Source organism: Ornithinibacillus caprae (assembly GCF_009728145.1).
In the GTDB taxonomy this organism is placed as follows: Bacteria; Bacillota; Bacilli; order Bacillales; family Amphibacillaceae; genus Ornithinibacillus; species Ornithinibacillus caprae.
Map to the genome: position 1 here is coordinate 1 of NZ_WOCA01000031.1, position 16,786 is coordinate 16,786.

Consider the following 16,786-nt stretch of genomic DNA (forward strand, 5'->3'; position numbering starts at 1 on the left):
ACCCGTCCGCCGCTCGTTCCACAAGTTCACGCCCCGAAGGGCGATCACTTGCTTCCCGCGCTCGACTTGCATGTATTAGGCACGCCGCCAGCGTTCGTCCTGAGCCAAGATCAAACTCTCCAAAAAAGTTTGTATGTGATTAACACCAATCAATCACATGAAAGTTCTTAGCTACTAGAAACACTAGCTTCTAGATTTAATAATAAGAAAAACAGGGTTGCTTTTCTTGGCAGGTTGAAAAGTTCAACTTTCCAATCCTGCATAAGCTCAACTAAAACTTTTCTCCGTAAAGTCGAAAAGTTAAGTTTCGCTAAACATACTAGTTGTTTTGTTCAGTTTTCAAAGAGCAAATATTAACGTGTCGTTTTTAGCGACAACTTTTATATTATATCAAACCACCAAACTAAAGTCAATAACTTTTTCGAAAGTTTTTTGAAGAAGTAAGTTGTCTGATGTCGCTTCTAAAAATGGCGACCAAATTAATATATCAAATCCAAACGGATATTGTCAACAGAAATTTAATATCTTTTTCTGCGTTTCTCGTTAACAAGGAAATAATTAATTCATTTAATTAACGAGTAAACTAATAATACATTGCCAAAGACAAATAGTCAACACATCTATACTAGTACTTTTATCCATTTTCACCAAACATAAAAAGGAGGAGAAGCTTATACAATAACTTCTCCATCCCACTCAAGCATTCCACCTTTCATATTTACTACTTTAAATCCTTGTTCATCCAAATACATAGCTGCATTCATACTTCTTCTTCCAGAACGACATACAAGAATATAATTCTTATCCTTAGCCAATTTATCCGTTGAATCTGGAATATTTCCAAGGGCGATATGTTTGGCTCCAGGGATCATTCCTTGCGCAACTTCTTCATCTTCTCTTACATCAATAATTACTGTATCTTTATCATCTTGTTCAACTATTTTTTCAACTTCTTTTGGAGTTACTTCTTTTATATGTTCCACATTTCTCATCCTTTTCAATTATTAGTGTACGATATATATGATACGTTTTTTATGTATAGCTTTCAATTAACTTACACAAAATAGCTTTATGATACTTAAGTGAGGGGATAATATGAGATACAAAATAGGGGTGATTTTATTACCCGTATTATTTATATGTGCACATATTGTTTTTGCTAATGAAAAACAAGAACCACCTGAACACAAATTAATTGAGTCCTACCAAGAAGATGTAACTGGTGATGGACATAAGGAGGAAATTAAATTAAAGGGAACTCTTTTCTCTCCTGAGTCTAATTATTATAGAGATATTGTTGCTGAAATCACAAATCATGAAAATAAAACATGGGAAATAAATTATGGTGGTGGCTACGATCCAACCATACAATTTATTGATTTTAACCATGATAAGGTTAATGAAATCTTTTATCAAAGCCCTACTGGTGGTAGTGGAGGTTTACATCATTATAAGCTGCATACGTTAATACAATATAATCTTGTTGATATACCTCTTCCTAAACAGGAATATGTAAAAGGAAGCTTTGAAGATGAATTTAAAGTAGAAATTAATTTTTCGCCTACTCAAGAGCCAACTATTGTTGATGTAAAAAGTCGTTCAGATAATTATATCCAACAAGGAATTTATGATCAAAAAGGAAAATTATTAAAAAAAACATCGGTAATGGTTGATCCAATTGCTTTTTTTGAGCCAGTATTTATCAGTAATAGTAAAGGATATGGGTTAAAAAGTTATCAACAAATTAGTGGTGCATTTCATGCTGATCAACTTGGCACTATCGAATCACTTTGGTACTATGAACGTGATAAATGGATCATCTTAAAGACGGAATGGGTACCAACCGAATAATTAGTTACTTGACTATCCGCTAAGTTTCTATGGGGAATACCTTTGTATCACTTTTTTATAGGAAAAGAAAGTTATTCATTTTTTCCCTCAAAAAAGGGATCTCATTTTCAAAAATAAAATGAGATCCCTTTTAATTAATTTGCTACGATATTAACCAGTTTACCAGGAACTACAATAACCTTACGTACTGTTTTCCCTTCAATCCATTCTTGTATCGTTTCATCTTCCAAAGCTATTTTTTCTAATTCATCTTTAGATATATCTTTTGCTACGGATATTTTAGAACGCACTTTTCCCATAACTTGTAGAACAACTTCTACTTCGTCTTCTACTAATTTTGACTCATCATAGGTTGGCCATGTTGCGTATGTTATCGTATCAGAATAACCTAGACGACTCCAAAGCTCCTCAGCAATATGTGGAGCTACTGGAGAAAGCATTTTTACAAACCCTTCCACATATTCTTTCGGAAGCGTATTGGCTTTATATCCCTCATTAATAAATACCATCATTTGAGAAATACCTGTATTAAAGTGAAGATTTTCAAAGTCCTCGGTTACTTTCTTTACTGTTTCATGATATACCTTTTCTAAATCTCCACCAGTATTTTCTACAATCTTGTCTGAAAGTGAGCCATCTTCGTTAATCAACAAACGCCATACTCGATCAAGGAAACGACGTGCACCATCCAATCCATTTGTCGACCATGCTACAGAAGCTTCCAATGGTCCCATGAACATTTCATAAAGACGTAGTGTATCTGCACCATGGGATTCGATGATATCATCAGGATTTACTACATTTCCTTTTGATTTACTCATTTTCTCATTTCCTTCACCAAGAATCATCCCTTGGTTAAATAACTTCATAAAAGGTTCCTTTGTTGGTACAACACCAATATCACACAAAAATTTATGCCAGAAACGTGCATATAGTAGATGTAGTACGGCATGCTCTGCCCCACCTATATAAATATCGATTGGTAACCAATCTTTTAATGCTTCTGGATCTGCCAACTGCTCCGTATTATTTGGATCTACATAACGCAGAAAGTACCAACAGCTTCCTGCCCATTGTGGCATTGTATTCGTTTCACGACGACCTTTTTTACCTGTCTCTGGGTCTACAACATTCACCCAGTCGCTATTAGCTAATGGTGATTCTCCCGTACCAGATGGTTTAATATCGGTCATTACTGGAAGTTCAAGTGGTAGCTCTTCATCAGGTACAGCAGTCATTGTACCATCTTCCCAATGAATAATCGGAATTGGTTCTCCCCAATAACGTTGTCTAGAGAATAACCAATCACGCAGACGATAAGTTACCTTCTTTGCACCTCTTCCGTTTTCTTCAAGCCATTCAATTGCTTTCGTAATAGCAGCATCTTTATCCAAGCCATTCAGAAAGTCTGAGTTTACATGTTCTCCATCCCCTGTATAGGCTTCTTTTGATACGTCTCCTCCTGCTACCACTTCTACAATTGGCAATTCAAACTTTGTTGCAAATTCATAATCTCGTTCATCATGTGCAGGAACCGCCATAATTGCTCCTGTACCATAAGACATCAATACATAATCTGCAACCCAAATTGGCATTTTTGCACCATTTACTGGATTAATCGCATATGCGCCAGTAAATACACCCGTTTTATCCTTTGCAAGGTCCGTTCTCTCTAGATCAGATTTCGTTTGTACTTCATTAAGATAGTTATCCACAGCTTCTTTTTGCTCCGCAGTAACAATTTTATTAACAAAAGGATGTTCTGGCGCCAGTACTGCATATGTTGCTCCAAACAACGTATCTGGTCTTGTTGTAAATACCGTAAATTCTTCATCATGACCATCGATAGAAAATGTCACTTCTGCACCTTCTGAACGACCAATCCAGTTTCGTTGCATGTCTTTTAAGCTTTCTGGCCAATCCAATTCATCCAAATCATCTAACAACCGATCAGCATATGCAGTGATCTTTAACATCCATTGCCTCATCGGTTTACGGACTACTGGATGTCCACCGCGTTCACTTTTCCCATCGATAACTTCCTCATTTGCTAGCACTGTTCCTAGTGCTGGACACCAGTTAACGGCGACCTCATCGATATATGCTAGACCATTTTCATAAAGCTTCTTAAAGATCCACTGGGTCCATTTATAATAATTTGGATCTGTTGTGTTCACTTCACGGTCCCAATCGTACGAAAATCCTAATTCTTGGATTTGACGTTTAAATGTAGCGATATTCTGCTCTGTAAATTCTGCTGGGCTATTCCCAGTATCCAGAGCATATTGCTCAGCAGGTAATCCAAAAGCATCCCAACCCATTGGATGTAATACCTCATACCCTTGCATCCGCTTCATGCGCGATAGAATATCAGTTGCTGTATAACCTTCAGGATGGCCGACATGCAACCCCGCACCAGATGGATATGGGAACATATCTAGTGCATAGAATTTCTCTTTTTCAGAAAATGTGTCAGTTTTAAATGTTTTATTTTCTTCCCAATGCTTTTGCCATTTCTTTTCAATTTCTTGATGATGAAAACTCATTCTTCCTTCCTCCTTCTTTCCATTATTAAATAAAAATCAAAAAAGCTTCTCATCCCTAGAAAGGGACGAGAAGCTTATACTCCCGCGGTACCACCCAAATTAACGCTTTTAGCGTTCACTTGAATCCTTAACGCGGATTTACGTCAGGAACTACTTTATTTCACTCCTGCAACATTAAAGGTGAGTTCATAAATCTTCAGCGACAGTTTCCACCAACCACTGCCTCTCTTAGCCTGAACGAAATTTATTACTAGTCCTTCGCATCGTTTTTGAATTATTATATTGAATTTTAATGAATGGCTTTAGCTTTGTCAAGACATATATGACCCATTATTACTAAAAATAAGTAATTTCATACATCTCATCATTCCATCTTCCATCAATTGATGCTAAACTATACAGCAAATATACATAAGGAGTCATGCCTATGATTAAAGGAATACTCGGCTATGCCCACTATTTATTGAAGGAAACGATACAACCAGGTGAAACAGTTGTTGATGCCACCTGCGGGAATGGAAATGATACGCTTTATTTGAGTAAATTAGTTGGTGATGAAGGTAGTGTATTTGGCTTTGATATTCAAAAACAAGCAATTGAAAATACCAAACAAAGACTGTTACAACATAACCGAACTAACGTAACATTAATCCATGATAGTCATGCGAATATAAGTAATCATATACAACCAACAACAATAATCGGTGGTGCAATTTTTAATTTAGGTTATTTACCTAAAAGTGATAAATCTATTATCACGAAAGGGGAATCCACCACTTTGGCAATACATAACATACTTAAACAGTTAAAAGAAGGTGGGCTTATTATAATCGTTGTCTACCACGGACATCCTGGAGGACAAGAGGAAAAAGAGTCAGTGTTACATAAAGCAAAAAGCTTAGATCAGAAACTATTCTCGGTTTTACGATATGATTTTATCAATCAAAAAAATAATCCCCCATTCTTACTTGCCATTCAAAAAAATACAGATTAACAACTTGGTCTAATTAATAGGCCAAGTTTTTTTGTGCATTAAATCATTTTCATCAAACTTTTGAATATGGATTAATAAATAAGCTTTTAATGAATCAGTAAAAGGAGAGGTATTATGAAAAGAATTTGGTTATTAGCTTTTCTTTCGATTTTCGTAATCATATTATCAGCTTGTGGAGGTAGTTCTTCGGGAGATGGCGAAGTATATAAAGTTGGTATCGATGTTACATATCCACCATTCGAATATCAAGAGGATGGAGAATATAAAGGGATTGATATTGACTTAATAAATGCAATTGCAGAAGATCAAGGCTTCGAGATTGAGTTAGAGGCAATGGACTTTAGTGGAATCATTCCTGCTATGGAAGCTGGACAATTAGATATAGCAATTGCAGGGATGAGTATTACAGAAGAACGTAAAAAGACCGTTGACTTCTCTGAGCCATACTTTGAAGCAGGACTTTCCTTAGTAGTTGAAGAGGGAAATACTGAAATCACAGCTTTAGATGACCTAGAAGGAAAAACAGTTGTCGTAAAGAGTGGTACCACTGGCGCAGACTTTGCAGAGGAAAATCAAGACCAATATGGATTTGATATTGTCCAAGTAAATGATAGTCCTTCTATGTTTCAAGAGGTTTCTAATGGTAGTGCAGATGCATTAATTGAAGACTATCCAGTTATTAGCTATGCAATTGCACAAAGTAATCTTGATTTAGAAGTCGTTGGTGACCGGCTAAATGGTGATCATTACGGTATTGCTGTTTTAAAAGGAGAATACGATGAACTATTAGCAAAAATAAATGATGGTTTAGCTAATTTAAAGGAAAACGGAACGTACGATGACATCATTAGTACCTATTTAAGTGATTAAAAAATCGGAGCGCGCATCCGAAGCGCGCTTATCTTTTTTAGCAGAAGGGACATGTTTTTATACATCCTTTCTCGCTACTTGACATCCTCCCCCACCTAAAACCTTAACAGATTTTTGAGGAAGGAGTCTTGTCGCCGAAGTACGATAAACTTACAGCTTTTCGTCATCCTTTTGGCGAATAGCAGCCTAGTTTCAAATAAGGAGTGACTACATGGACGTCATAATTGATGCCCTCCCTTATTTATGGGAAGGCTTGCAAGTTACCATCTATATCTTTTTTGTAGCTATTCTACTAGGTTTTATCATTGGATTGATTATGGCATTATTCCGCTTGTCACCTTGGAAAATACTCAATTGGATAGCTAAAATCTTTATTGACGCTATACGTGGGACACCAATATTAGTCCAGTTATTTTTCTTCTATTTTGGACTCAATTCACTAGAATTTATTTCTCTAGATCGTTCAACAGCTGGTATTATTACGGTTGCCATTAATGCAGGTGCGTATTTTGCTGAAATTATTCGGGCCGGTATTCAATCAATAGATAAAGGACAAACAGAGGCAGCTCGTTCCCTAGGATTAACCAGTACACAAACAATGAGACATATCATTCTTCCACAAGCGCTGCGAAGAATGCTTCCCACATTCACCAATCAAGCCATTATTAGCTTAAAAGATACTTCCCTATTATCCGTAATTGGCATCGCAGATCTTACCCAAAAAGGACAAGTGGTGATTGCAGCAACCTATAAAGCCTTTCATATATGGCTTGCTGTAGGGGTTATGTACTTTATATTAATATATTTACTTTCATTGCTCTCCAGCTATCTAGAAAGGAGATTTGAATTACGATGACATTAATCCAAGTAAAAAATCTAAAAAAGAACTTTGGAAAATTAGAAGTGCTAAAGGATATAAGTGTAGACATAAAAGAAAGCGAAGTAGTCTGTGTTATTGGAGCATCTGGTTCTGGAAAGAGTACCTTTTTACGTTGTTTGAATCGCTTAGAAGATATAACAGCTGGAGAAGTCCGCATTGATGGACAGAATATCACTGCAAAGGATGCAAATATCAATAAAATCAGACAAGAAGTTGGTATGGTGTTTCAGCAATTCAATCTATTTCCTCATAAAACCGTCTGAGAAAATATTATTTTAGCACCAATGAAAGCAAAAGGAATTTCAGAAGAAGATGCTACTAAAAAAGCTAAGGAACTATTACAAAAGGTAGGACTTAACGAAAAAGCAGAGGATTACCCTGGTTCTTTATCTGGTGGTCAAAAACAGAGAGTAGCAATTGCTCGTGCATTAGCAATGAATCCTAAAATCATGTTATTTGATGAGCCTACTTCTGCTCTTGACCCAGAAATGGTTGGAGATGTTTTGGGGGTTATGAGACAATTGGCACGTGAAGGAATGACCATGGTGGTTGTTACGCACGAAATGGGTTTTGCTCGTGAGGTTAGCGATCGGGTTCTCTTTATTGATGATGGCTTTATTGTAGAGGAAAATGTTCCAACAGAATTATTTAACCACCCTCAAAACCAACGAACAAAGTTGTTTTTGAGTAAAGTACTTTAATTATGATAATAAAGTTAAGGGTTAATCAGTTGTGAATGGCTATTCGATATATCAGGTGAAAACAGGGGAAGGAATTTGTTCCCTATCCCTGTTTTTACTTATCATCCTGTTTTATTACTTAACCTATAGTAGATTTTAGTATTCCAGTAAAAAAATCTAGCTTTCATTCCACTTACTTTAAGTAGATCTTTTGCAACTTGAAATCCATCTTCTAGACAAGCTACCTTGGGATCACCTAAATAGAGTCCAACTAATCCATGGTGAACCAATTTATGAAAATCACGATTGGGCAAATCGATAATATATCGATCCGTTTGCTTTATAAAGTAATTCAATCTTTCTTGCATTTTTTCTTTGTTTGGATAGTAGAAGCAAAAGTTTAGGTCGCCTTCCTCTCTATCCTCTTCCTGATCAATATAATAATCCAATAAAATATGTAACCCTTGCATATAAGGAAAATACCCTTCATATATCTGGTTAACTGTTTCAGAAGTGATTTTTCCTCCTAGTGCATAACTAACCATACAAAATATTCCCAAAGTTGACCCAGCTGCAGCAGAAAATTCGTACCAGCTTAAGGCTGGTGTTTTATCCTTATATGCCTCAAACCAGCTTGTTAGCCTAGATACACGTTCTTCTACTTGTACGTGTTTATGAACTTGAAGATCTCCATACAGTCCTTCGAGACGTAATATATGATCTCGTATCACAGGATATAATTCCGTTTGTTGCAATACACGTTGACAGGTCTGTACTAAGTCTACTAAATATCCACCATCATCCTGGTCTTCCCTTAATACATAATAATTTTTTATAGAGTTGGTAGGACTCAAAGCGTCAATCATAGACAGATGCAACAAACGAAAATCATTAGGATCCATCGATGTACTACGATCACATAAATTATCTAAATAATCGCTAATTGTTTGATATGCAACAATAAAACGCACAGCCTCCTCCCGTTTATTACCTGCCAGCAAAGCGTACACTGCTCCTCCCTGACAATGGAATCGTTTGGATGCAATACTAGATAGAGCCTGAATCCTCAGTTCCTTATTAGGAATTTTTTCTGCCTTCTGTCTCCAATAGCCTAACTCACGATCAACAGACGGAAAAATATGTTTATACACTTTTATCATTAATGTAAATGAGCTTGTCGGCACATCCATCTTCATCAGCCCTCCATCCCTCATTCTACACCAAAATTTGCTATACTATAAATATCATCATATTTTTTAGGAGGATGCAATTGTAATGATACATCATTATAAAGAAATCGAACCAACTATACATAAAACTGCCTTCATTGCTAAAGACGCGGTGGTTGTGGGCGATGTGACAATTGATGAACAGTCTAGCATCTGGTTCAAAACTGTTGTTCGCGGGGATGTTGCCCCCACTAAAATTGGTAAACGTGTTAGCATTCAAGATTTATCCATGTTGCACCAAAGTCCCAATAATCCACTTATCGTAGAAGACGATGTAACCGTAGGACATCAGGTGACACTGCATTCAGCAACAATAAGAAAAAATGCACTAATCGGTATGGGTTCTATCATCTTGGATGGTGCTGAAATAGGCGAAAGTGCATTTATTGGAGCAGGAAGTCTAGTTCCTCAAGGTAAGAAAATTCCTCCTAGAACGTTGGCTCTTGGAAGGCCAGCAAAGGTTGTACGAGAATTAACAGACGACGATTATCAAGAGATGGAACGGGTACGTAAATCATACGTTGAAAAAGGTCAATATTATAAGCAATATACAAATTTGGGAATGGAGTAGGACAGGAAACTTGGTATTAGCCAAATCTTCGTTTCACTTATGCAGCAAAAAGAAGATGAGATAAATGTATGTTAGTCAAGAAAAAGCCGAACTATAATTCAATATGAATTAGTTCGGCTTTTTCATTTGGGCCATTTTCGTATACTTTGTTACTAATTTTACATAGAATCCGCAGTAACCGGAAATGATGGTTGTGCTTTATCCCCGCTCCGAAAATACACTTCGCTATAATTTTGCTCTTTAATTTATAAAAAAACTTCTTTTTAGTCTAGTTATTGGAGCCGAGCGCAGTCGATTCCTCTAAAATAAAAAACAATTTTCTTCCTGAGATTACTTTTTCACTGAATCATTCGTCTTTTGAATGGAGCGATTTTGTTTTGTCCCAGCCTAGTTTTAATTAGCTAATTCCTTTAACGCGTCAACTTTATCCGTTTTTTCCCACGGGAATAACTTATCCGTTCTACCAAAATGACCATATGCAGCTGTATCTTTAAATATAGGTTTCTGTAAATCGAGCATTTTTATAATGCCAGCTGGTCGGAGATCGAATAGATTACGAACCTGATCTACTAACTCCTCCTCACGAACTACACCAGTACCAAATGTATTAATTGAAATGGATACTGGTTCAGCAACTCCGATCGCATAAGCTAATTGAACCTCGCAAGATTTTGCTAGTTTTGCTGCTACAATATTTTTTGCCACATATCTTGCTGCGTATGCCGCTGAACGGTCAACTTTCGTTGCATCCTTTCCACTAAATGCGCCACCACCATGACGGGCATACCCACCATAGGTGTCAACAATAATCTTACGTCCTGTTAAACCTGCATCACCTTGTGGGCCACCAATAACAAAACGACCAGTTGGATTAATGAAATATTTAGTTTCATCATCCAATAGGTTTTTAGGAACGACTGGACGAATAACATGTTCAATAATGTCTTTTTCAATTTGTTCCAAAGTTACATCTTGGTGATGTTGCGTCGAAATTACGATCGTATCGATACGTACGGGTTGATCATTTTCATCATATTCCACTGTCACTTGTGTTTTCCCATCTGGACGAAGATACCCTAGTGTTTCATCTTTTCTAGTATCTGTTAAACGTTTCGCTAATTGATGAGCTAATGAAATTGGTAACGGCATGAGTTCCTCTGTTTCATCACAAGCAAAGCCAAACATTAATCCTTGGTCTCCAGCACCAATCGCAGCAATTTCTTCTTCATTCATTTTTCCTTGGCGAGCTTCAAGTGCTGTATTTACTCCCCCAGCAATATCTGGTGATTGTTCATCTATTGCCGTTAACACGGCACAAGTTTCTGCATCAAATCCATACTTTGCTCGAGTATATCCAATTTCTTTGATTGTTTTTCTTACAATAGCAGGAATGTCAACATACGTACTTGTAGTGATTTCACCTGCAACTAGTACAAGACCTGTTGTTACAGTTGTTTCACAGGCAACTCTTGCGCCTGGATCTTTCTTTAAAATTTCATCTAAAATAGCATCAGAAATTTGGTCACAAATTTTATCTGGATGCCCTTCTGTAACTGACTCAGATGTAAATAATCGACGTTTTTTAGCCATGTGGCTAAATCCTCCCTTTAAATATATGGTACGGAACTCTATTTCAATAAGTATTATATCCTATAAAATTAGAAAACTAACTGCGTAATCTTAGTGGATGTATGCAGGATAGGAAGGTTCAATTTTTCCCACCTATCAAAAAAGCCCTTCCTGCATTCGTGAGGAAAGGAGTTGGCCTTTCGCTCTTATTGTTCAAGGAAATATCCTTGCATCAGGTTAGCACCTTTTCACTACCGTGATGGTTGCTGGGCTTCATTGGGTCTGTCCCTCCGCCAACTCTGAATAAGAGAGTATCCGCTCAGATTTTACATTAACGAAGAATACTTGGTATGTCAACTTTTTTCGTAGATGTCACAAATAATTAAAGAATTTAATATGATAAATCTAATAATTAGTATGGACTATTGTTTTTAATGTGTTATACTAATAATCAGATTAGGCATTAATCACAATTGGTAACATATTGTCGGAAAAGGAACCATCTTTTCCAAAATAATACGTTTAAAAAGGCAGGTAAGATGAATATGAAAACGATCGAACAGTCATCATTAGTAGAAGAACTATTTACGCAAACTAACGTACAAAATAATTTATCCGTACCTCAACTAGTTGAAAAGATTTTGTATCGAAAAGAAGGTGTCCTTACAGCAACTGGAGCAGTTCAAGCAACAACCGGAAAATATACTGGTCGTTCTCCTAACGATAAATTTATTGTTAAAGATGAAACATGTACAGAATTTGTTAATTGGGGACCTGTAAATCAGCCAATTGCAGAAACTGTATTTGAACGTTTATATGAAAAAGTTATCAATCACTTAAAAACAAAAGAAGAACTTTTTGTCTTTAAAGGTTTTGCAGGTGCTGATAAAAAATACCGCTTACCAATTCAAGTTATTAATGAATACGCGTGGCACAACCTATTTGCCCGTCAATTATTTATTCGACCTAAGGATGAAGAACTTGTAAACCATCATGCTGGATTTACAGTCATTTCTGCCCCAACTTTTAAAGCAGACCCAACAATTGATGGCACCAACTCTGAGGCCTTTGTCATTATCTCTTTTAAACATCGTATCATATTAATTGGTGGTACGGAATATGCTGGGGAAATCAAAAAATCTATTTTCTCAATTATGAATTACTTATTACCGAAAAATAATATTCTATCGATGCACTGTTCAGCAAACGTCGGTCAAGAAGGTGATGTTGCTTTATTCTTCGGTCTATCAGGAACTGGAAAAACAACATTATCAGCAGATCCTTACCGGCGACTAATTGGTGATGACGAGCACGGTTGGAGTCCTAATGGTGTCTTTAATATTGAAGGTGGTTGTTATGCTAAGTGTATCAACCTATCTGAAGAAAAAGAACCACAAATATATAATGCTATCCGCTTTGGATCCGTCTTAGAAAATGTAAAATTAGACGACAACAGTAGGTTACCAGATTTTGACGACACGTCGTTAACAGAAAATACTCGTGCAGCTTATCCTCTAGAGAATATTGATAACATTGTTTCACCGAGTGTCGCGGGACATCCAAACACCATTATATTCTTAACTGCGGATGCATCTGGAACACTTCCACCTATTAGTAAACTAACTAAGGCTCAAGCAATGTATCACTTCTTGAGTGGTTATACAAGTAAATTAGCTGGTACAGAACGTGGTGTAACCGAACCAGAAGCAACCTTTTCGACTTGCTTTGGTGCACCATTTCTCCCATTAGTACCTTCAACCTATGCAACGATGCTTGGTGAAAAAATTGACCAATTCAATTCTAATGTATTTTTGATTAATACTGGTTGGACTGGCGGATCCTATGGAGTAGGAGAACGCATCAAGCTTTCCTATACACGTGCAATGGTACACGCAGCATTAGAGGGAGAATTGAACACGGTTGAGACGATCAAGGATGAAGTATTTGGACTAGAAGTGCCGATTCATGTTCCTGGTGTACCAGACGAAGTTTTAATTCCTAAACATACATGGACTGATCAAGCTGCCTATGAAAAAGAAGCGAAAAACTTAGCAACAAAATTTCATGAAAACTTTAAGAAGTTTTCACAAGCGAGTGAAGAGATTACAAAAGCTGGTCCATTATACCAGCCTCACTAAATTGTTACCTCATCCCAAGAGGGTTTTATTAATACATTTTTAAAAAGCGAAGGAATTACTAATACCACTCAACAAGTGGTAAAGAACTACTGAGTCCGATCTCCTATAAGGAGATCGGCTTTTTTTGCATATTTTGCTGCATAAGTGTACTAAATTTATATTTTTATATAGGCATTCACACATTTTTTAAAATCAGCATACACTGTGGTGATATATCTTAGAAAACTTAGCAATCTCGAAGCTTATATAACAAATGATTTAGATGTACGTATGCAGGTAATGAAAGGTAATTCTTTTGTACTTGTAATGTAAAACATAGGAAGTAACCGTATTAACGGATATAAATCTATAAAGAAAGGGTGGGAAAGTGTGAATAAAATTAGGCTATTTGCTTTAGTTTCAGGTACATTCCTTATTTTTCTTGCAGCGTGCGGATCAATTGAGAACACATCCATCAAATTAGGTGAGGTTACACGTTCGCTATTTTATGCACCACAATATGTAGCATTGGAGAAAGGATTCTTTGAAGAAGAAGGATTAGATGTAGAACTACAAACAGTCTGGGGGGGAGATAAAACGATGACTGCCCTACTTTCAGACGGAATTGATGTTGCTTTAGTTGGTGCCGAAACGTCCATTTACGTATATGCACAGGATTCTAATGATTATGCTATTAACTTTGCACAACTAACACAAACGGATGGTACTTTTTTGGTTGCCAAAGAACAACAACCAGATTTTGAATGGGAAGATCTAAAAGGTAGCAGCTTCCTTGGCCAACGAAAGGGCGGAATGCCTCAAATGGTTGGGGAATTTGTGTTAAAGCAACATAACATCGATCCTCATAACGATCTTAATCTTTCTCAAAATATAGATTTTGCAAACATTCCTAGTGCTTTCGCTTCTGGAGACTATGATTATGTACAATTATTTGAACCTACAGCTAGTGTCTTTGAAAAAGAAGGTAATGGTCATGTTGTTGCATCATTTGGAGAAGAATCTGGTCATGTTCCATATACTGTATTCATGGCAAAACAGAGCTACATGAGTGAAAATGAGGACAATGTAGATGCATTTACAAGAGCGGTATATAAAGCTCAAAACTGGGTGGAAGAAACAGATCCAGCAGAAATCGCTGAGGTCATCCAACCATATTTCGAGGATGTTGATTTAGATATATTAACTTCATCCATTGAAAGATACAAAAATCAAGGTTCATTCGCTACAGATCCAATTCTTGATGAGGAAGAATGGAATAATTTGAAAGATATCATGGAGGAAGCTGGGGAACTTCCAGAGGATGTACCTTATAAAGATCTTGTAAATACAGAAATTGCAGAGGAAGTCATTAATAACTAAGGAGGGAAATCCATGTCCTTTCTAACGTTAGATAATGTATCACACCATTATTTCTCAAAAAATGATTATACAAAAGCGTTAGATCATATATCGTTTTCCGTTAAAGAAGGTGAATTTGTGGCACTAGTTGGACCGAGTGGTTGCGGAAAATCAACCATTCTGTCCATTGTTGCCGGTATCATACAGCAAACCTCTGGAAAAGTACTTTTAAATAAAGAACCTATTAAACAATCAGAGCTTGCCATTGGATATATGCTACAACAGGATTACTTGTTTCCATGGAAAACTATTCTTGACAATGTGTTACTTGGACCAAAAATTCACAATACAGACACAGAAGAAATTCGAAATAAAGCATTAGAATTACTAGAGGAGGTTGGTCTACCGAACGTTGCTGATGCTTATCCAGATTCTTTATCTGGGGGGATGCGTCAGCGTGTAGCACTCGTTCGGACACTGATTACTGATCCAAAAGTACTACTATTGGATGAACCATTTTCTGCCTTAGATTATCAAACGAAACTTAAGTTAGAGGACCTCGTTTTTAAACTATTAAAAACATATCACAAAACGGCAATTTTAGTAACTCATGATATAGGTGAAGCAATTTCGATGAGTGATCGAATTTTGGTAATGGATGCAAACCCAGGAACGATTGCCAAGACCTTTGATGTACCGATTGAAATAAGAAATGAGATGCCATTTACAGCTAGAAGACATAATAAATTTCAAAATCTGTTTGATAAAGTATGGGAGGAACTAAATAAAAATGATGCGAATACTCCTATATAGTTTCTCTGCCATCCTCTTAAAGGAGGTTGAATAATAAATGGAAACAAAATCTGATCAAAGGCTTTTTGAACAGCATAAGCAGAAAATAAAACGTGAAAAGAAAATTGTATTCGCTTGGCAACTTATTATTCTAGTATCTTTCTTTTCTTTGTGGGAAGTAATGAGTAAAATGCGGTGGATCGATCCTCTCATCTTTAGTTCACCTTCTAAAATTTTCAATCATCTAACGAGCAAAATATTAGATGGATCAATGATTATCCATACGCAAGTTACCCTGTTTGAAACAGTTCTTGGGTTCATTATTGGTACGATTTTAGGTATTTTAATTGCTACAACATTATGGTCATCCACCCGATTTGCAAAAATTATGGATCCATATTTAGTTATTTTAAACGCAATGCCTAAAGTAGCATTAGGACCGATCATTATCGTTGCTATTGGCCCTGGTTATTTATCGATTATTACAATGGGAGCAATTATTTCTGTTATTATCACAACATTAGTTGTTTATTCCGCTTTTAAAGAAGTAGATCCAAACTATGTGAAGGTACTAAAAAGTTTTGGAGCCACAAGGGCACAGTTGTTTAAAGAGGCAATTTTTCCAGCAACTCTTCCAGCGATGATATCAACATTGAAAGTAAACGTTGGTCTATCTTGGGTAGGGGTAATTGTTGGAGAATTTCTAGTATCTAAAGAAGGATTAGGCTATTTGATTGTTTATGGCTTCCAAGTTTTCGACTTTACACTCGTTATGTCTAGCTTAATTCTTATTGCAATTTTTGCAGCAATCATGTACAAAATAGTTGAAAAAATTGAAAGATGGTTAATTAAGCATACCGTATAAGTGAATTGTTAACGACTTCTGATTAGAAATACAAATACAATTATTTAAACAGAAAATTGCACAGTATTCGCATAAGAAATACTGTGCAATTTAGTTTATTAACGATGGATAGCCTTCTCATAAACGTTCTTTGGGAGTGTAATATAAACTGTGTAAGTAAGAAATGCGTACGGTTTCTTACTCACACAGTTTTTTATTTGGTAGAATAATAACTATAAAGCTAAAGGAGTGTTTTAAATGGGCAAACCCAAAAGAGATCCTAACTCCGTAGAATTAGCTAACAAGATTATTGAACAGTATCAACCAAAGTCTGTAGAGGATATGCAAGATGCATTAAAAGACATATTCGGACCGATGTTTGAATCAATGTTAAAAGGTGAAATGAATCATCATTTGGGCTATGAATCCAATGATAAAGGAGAAAAGGAAACAAACAATAGACGGAACGGGTATGGAAAAAAGA

The 16,786-nt window shown here is 36.3% G+C and carries 14 protein-coding genes, 1 rRNA gene, 1 pseudogene, 1 riboswitch and 1 other annotated feature; of the genes and pseudogenes, 11 read left to right on the forward strand and 5 right to left on the reverse strand.

Translation table 11 applies throughout. The features are described 5' to 3' along the window. Both GMD78_RS20745 and GMD78_RS20750 read right to left on the reverse strand, forming a co-directional pair. Positions 1 to 126 (reverse strand): 16S ribosomal RNA (locus tag GMD78_RS20745); the annotation flags it as partial. A gap of 545 nt (positions 127 to 671) precedes the next feature. Then, a complete protein-coding gene (locus tag GMD78_RS20750) occupies positions 672 to 983 on the reverse strand; it encodes a rhodanese-like domain-containing protein (RefSeq protein WP_343042466.1) in 312 nt (103 codons plus the stop codon). Between the two features lie 112 nt (positions 984 to 1,095). Here GMD78_RS20750 and GMD78_RS20755 point away from each other — a divergent pair, with 112 nt between their 5' ends. Next, positions 1,096 to 1,851 (forward strand): hypothetical protein, encoded by a 756-nt coding sequence (locus GMD78_RS20755; protein WP_155671863.1) that lies wholly within the window; start codon positions 1,096 to 1,098, stop codon positions 1,849 to 1,851. A gap of 134 nt (positions 1,852 to 1,985) precedes the next feature. Here GMD78_RS20755 and leuS read toward each other — a convergent pair whose 3' ends face one another. Continuing rightward, the gene (gene leuS, locus GMD78_RS20760) at positions 1,986 to 4,397 is read right to left on the reverse strand and encodes a leucine--tRNA ligase (protein ID WP_155671865.1); all 2,412 of its coding nucleotides are present in this window, start codon (positions 4,395 to 4,397) and stop codon (positions 1,986 to 1,988) included. Between the two features lie 58 nt (positions 4,398 to 4,455). After that, positions 4,456 to 4,670: a binding site (T-box leader), on the reverse strand. A 154-nt stretch (positions 4,671 to 4,824) separates the two neighbouring features. Here leuS and mnmM point away from each other — a divergent pair. From mnmM to GMD78_RS20780, 4 genes and pseudogenes are all read left to right on the forward strand, one after another. Beyond that, positions 4,825 to 5,391, forward strand: coding sequence for a tRNA 5-(aminomethyl)-2-thiouridylate-methyltransferase MnmM (gene mnmM / locus GMD78_RS20765; RefSeq protein WP_155671866.1), 567 nt, complete (start codon positions 4,825 to 4,827; stop codon positions 5,389 to 5,391). 114 nt (positions 5,392 to 5,505) lie between these two features. Then, the gene (locus tag GMD78_RS20770) at positions 5,506 to 6,261 is read left to right on the forward strand and encodes a transporter substrate-binding domain-containing protein (RefSeq protein WP_155671868.1); all 756 of its coding nucleotides are present in this window, start codon (positions 5,506 to 5,508) and stop codon (positions 6,259 to 6,261) included. Between the two features lie 211 nt (positions 6,262 to 6,472). Next, entirely contained in the window at positions 6,473 to 7,117 is a 645-nt protein-coding gene (locus GMD78_RS20775; protein WP_155671870.1) for an amino acid ABC transporter permease, read from the forward strand. Further along, positions 7,114 to 7,842 (forward strand): annotated as a pseudogene (locus GMD78_RS20780) (amino acid ABC transporter ATP-binding protein). The gene GMD78_RS20775 and the pseudogene GMD78_RS20780 overlap by 4 nt, the downstream one beginning before the upstream one ends. Before the next feature lie 101 nt (positions 7,843 to 7,943). On the opposite strand, the gene GMD78_RS20785 reads toward GMD78_RS20780, so the two are convergent. Beyond that, on the reverse strand, positions 7,944 to 9,011 hold the full coding sequence (locus GMD78_RS20785; RefSeq protein ID WP_155671882.1) for a tetraprenyl-beta-curcumene synthase family protein: 1,068 nt from the start codon (positions 9,009 to 9,011) through the stop codon (positions 7,944 to 7,946). 85 nt (positions 9,012 to 9,096) lie between these two features. Here GMD78_RS20785 and GMD78_RS20790 point away from each other — a divergent pair, with 85 nt between their 5' ends. Next, a complete protein-coding gene (locus GMD78_RS20790; protein WP_155671872.1) occupies positions 9,097 to 9,621 on the forward strand; it encodes a gamma carbonic anhydrase in 525 nt (174 codons plus the stop codon). Positions 9,622 to 10,014: 393 nt separating this feature from the next. Here the strand turns inward: GMD78_RS20790 and metK are convergent, their stop codons facing one another. Then, positions 10,015 to 11,211 (reverse strand): methionine adenosyltransferase, encoded by a 1,197-nt coding sequence (gene metK, locus GMD78_RS20795; protein WP_155671874.1) that lies wholly within the window; start codon positions 11,209 to 11,211, stop codon positions 10,015 to 10,017. A 182-nt stretch (positions 11,212 to 11,393) separates the two neighbouring features. Next, a riboswitch (SAM riboswitch) is annotated at positions 11,394 to 11,500 on the reverse strand. Positions 11,501 to 11,735: 235 nt separating this feature from the next. On the opposite strand from metK, the gene pckA reads away from it, so the two are divergent. The 5 genes from pckA to GMD78_RS20820 form a co-directional block, all read left to right on the forward strand. Further along, positions 11,736 to 13,328: a phosphoenolpyruvate carboxykinase (ATP) gene (gene pckA / locus GMD78_RS20800; protein WP_155671884.1), complete on the forward strand. Its 1,593-nt coding sequence runs from the start codon at positions 11,736 to 11,738 to the stop codon at positions 13,326 to 13,328. 369 nt (positions 13,329 to 13,697) lie between these two features. Continuing rightward, entirely contained in the window at positions 13,698 to 14,687 is a 990-nt protein-coding gene (locus GMD78_RS20805; protein WP_343042467.1) for an ABC transporter substrate-binding protein, read from the forward strand. A gap of 12 nt (positions 14,688 to 14,699) precedes the next feature. Continuing rightward, a complete protein-coding gene (locus GMD78_RS20810; protein WP_155671876.1) occupies positions 14,700 to 15,479 on the forward strand; it encodes an ABC transporter ATP-binding protein in 780 nt (259 codons plus the stop codon). A 37-nt stretch (positions 15,480 to 15,516) separates the two neighbouring features. Beyond that, entirely contained in the window at positions 15,517 to 16,323 is an 807-nt protein-coding gene (locus tag GMD78_RS20815) for an ABC transporter permease (protein WP_155671878.1), read from the forward strand. Positions 16,324 to 16,560: 237 nt separating this feature from the next. Next, positions 16,561 to 16,786 (forward strand): transposase (locus GMD78_RS20820; RefSeq protein WP_196493888.1); only part of this gene is annotated, 226 nt, incomplete at its 3' end.

Bases quoted from the DNA above. Each gene is read 5' to 3' on its own strand.
- metK (WP_155671874.1), bottom strand. From the start codon at position 11,211: ATGGCTAAAAAACGTCGATTATTTACATCTGAGTCAGTTACAGAAGGG.
- GMD78_RS20770 (WP_155671868.1), top strand. From the start codon at position 5,506: ATGAAAAGAATTTGGTTATTAGCTTTTCTTTCGATTTTCGTAATCATA.
- GMD78_RS20790 (WP_155671872.1), top strand. From the start codon at position 9,097: ATGATACATCATTATAAAGAAATCGAACCAACTATACATAAAACTGCC.
- leuS (WP_155671865.1), bottom strand. From the start codon at position 4,397: ATGAGTTTTCATCATCAAGAAATTGAAAAGAAATGGCAAAAGCATTGG.
- GMD78_RS20755 (WP_155671863.1), top strand. From the start codon at position 1,096: ATGAGATACAAAATAGGGGTGATTTTATTACCCGTATTATTTATATGT.
- mnmM (WP_155671866.1), top strand. From the start codon at position 4,825: ATGATTAAAGGAATACTCGGCTATGCCCACTATTTATTGAAGGAAACG.
- GMD78_RS20810 (WP_155671876.1), top strand. From the start codon at position 14,700: ATGTCCTTTCTAACGTTAGATAATGTATCACACCATTATTTCTCAAAA.
- GMD78_RS20815 (WP_155671878.1), top strand. From the start codon at position 15,517: ATGGAAACAAAATCTGATCAAAGGCTTTTTGAACAGCATAAGCAGAAA.
- pckA (WP_155671884.1), top strand. From the start codon at position 11,736: ATGAAAACGATCGAACAGTCATCATTAGTAGAAGAACTATTTACGCAA.
- GMD78_RS20785 (WP_155671882.1), bottom strand. From the start codon at position 9,011: ATGGATGTGCCGACAAGCTCATTTACATTAATGATAAAAGTGTATAAA.
- GMD78_RS20775 (WP_155671870.1), top strand. From the start codon at position 6,473: ATGGACGTCATAATTGATGCCCTCCCTTATTTATGGGAAGGCTTGCAA.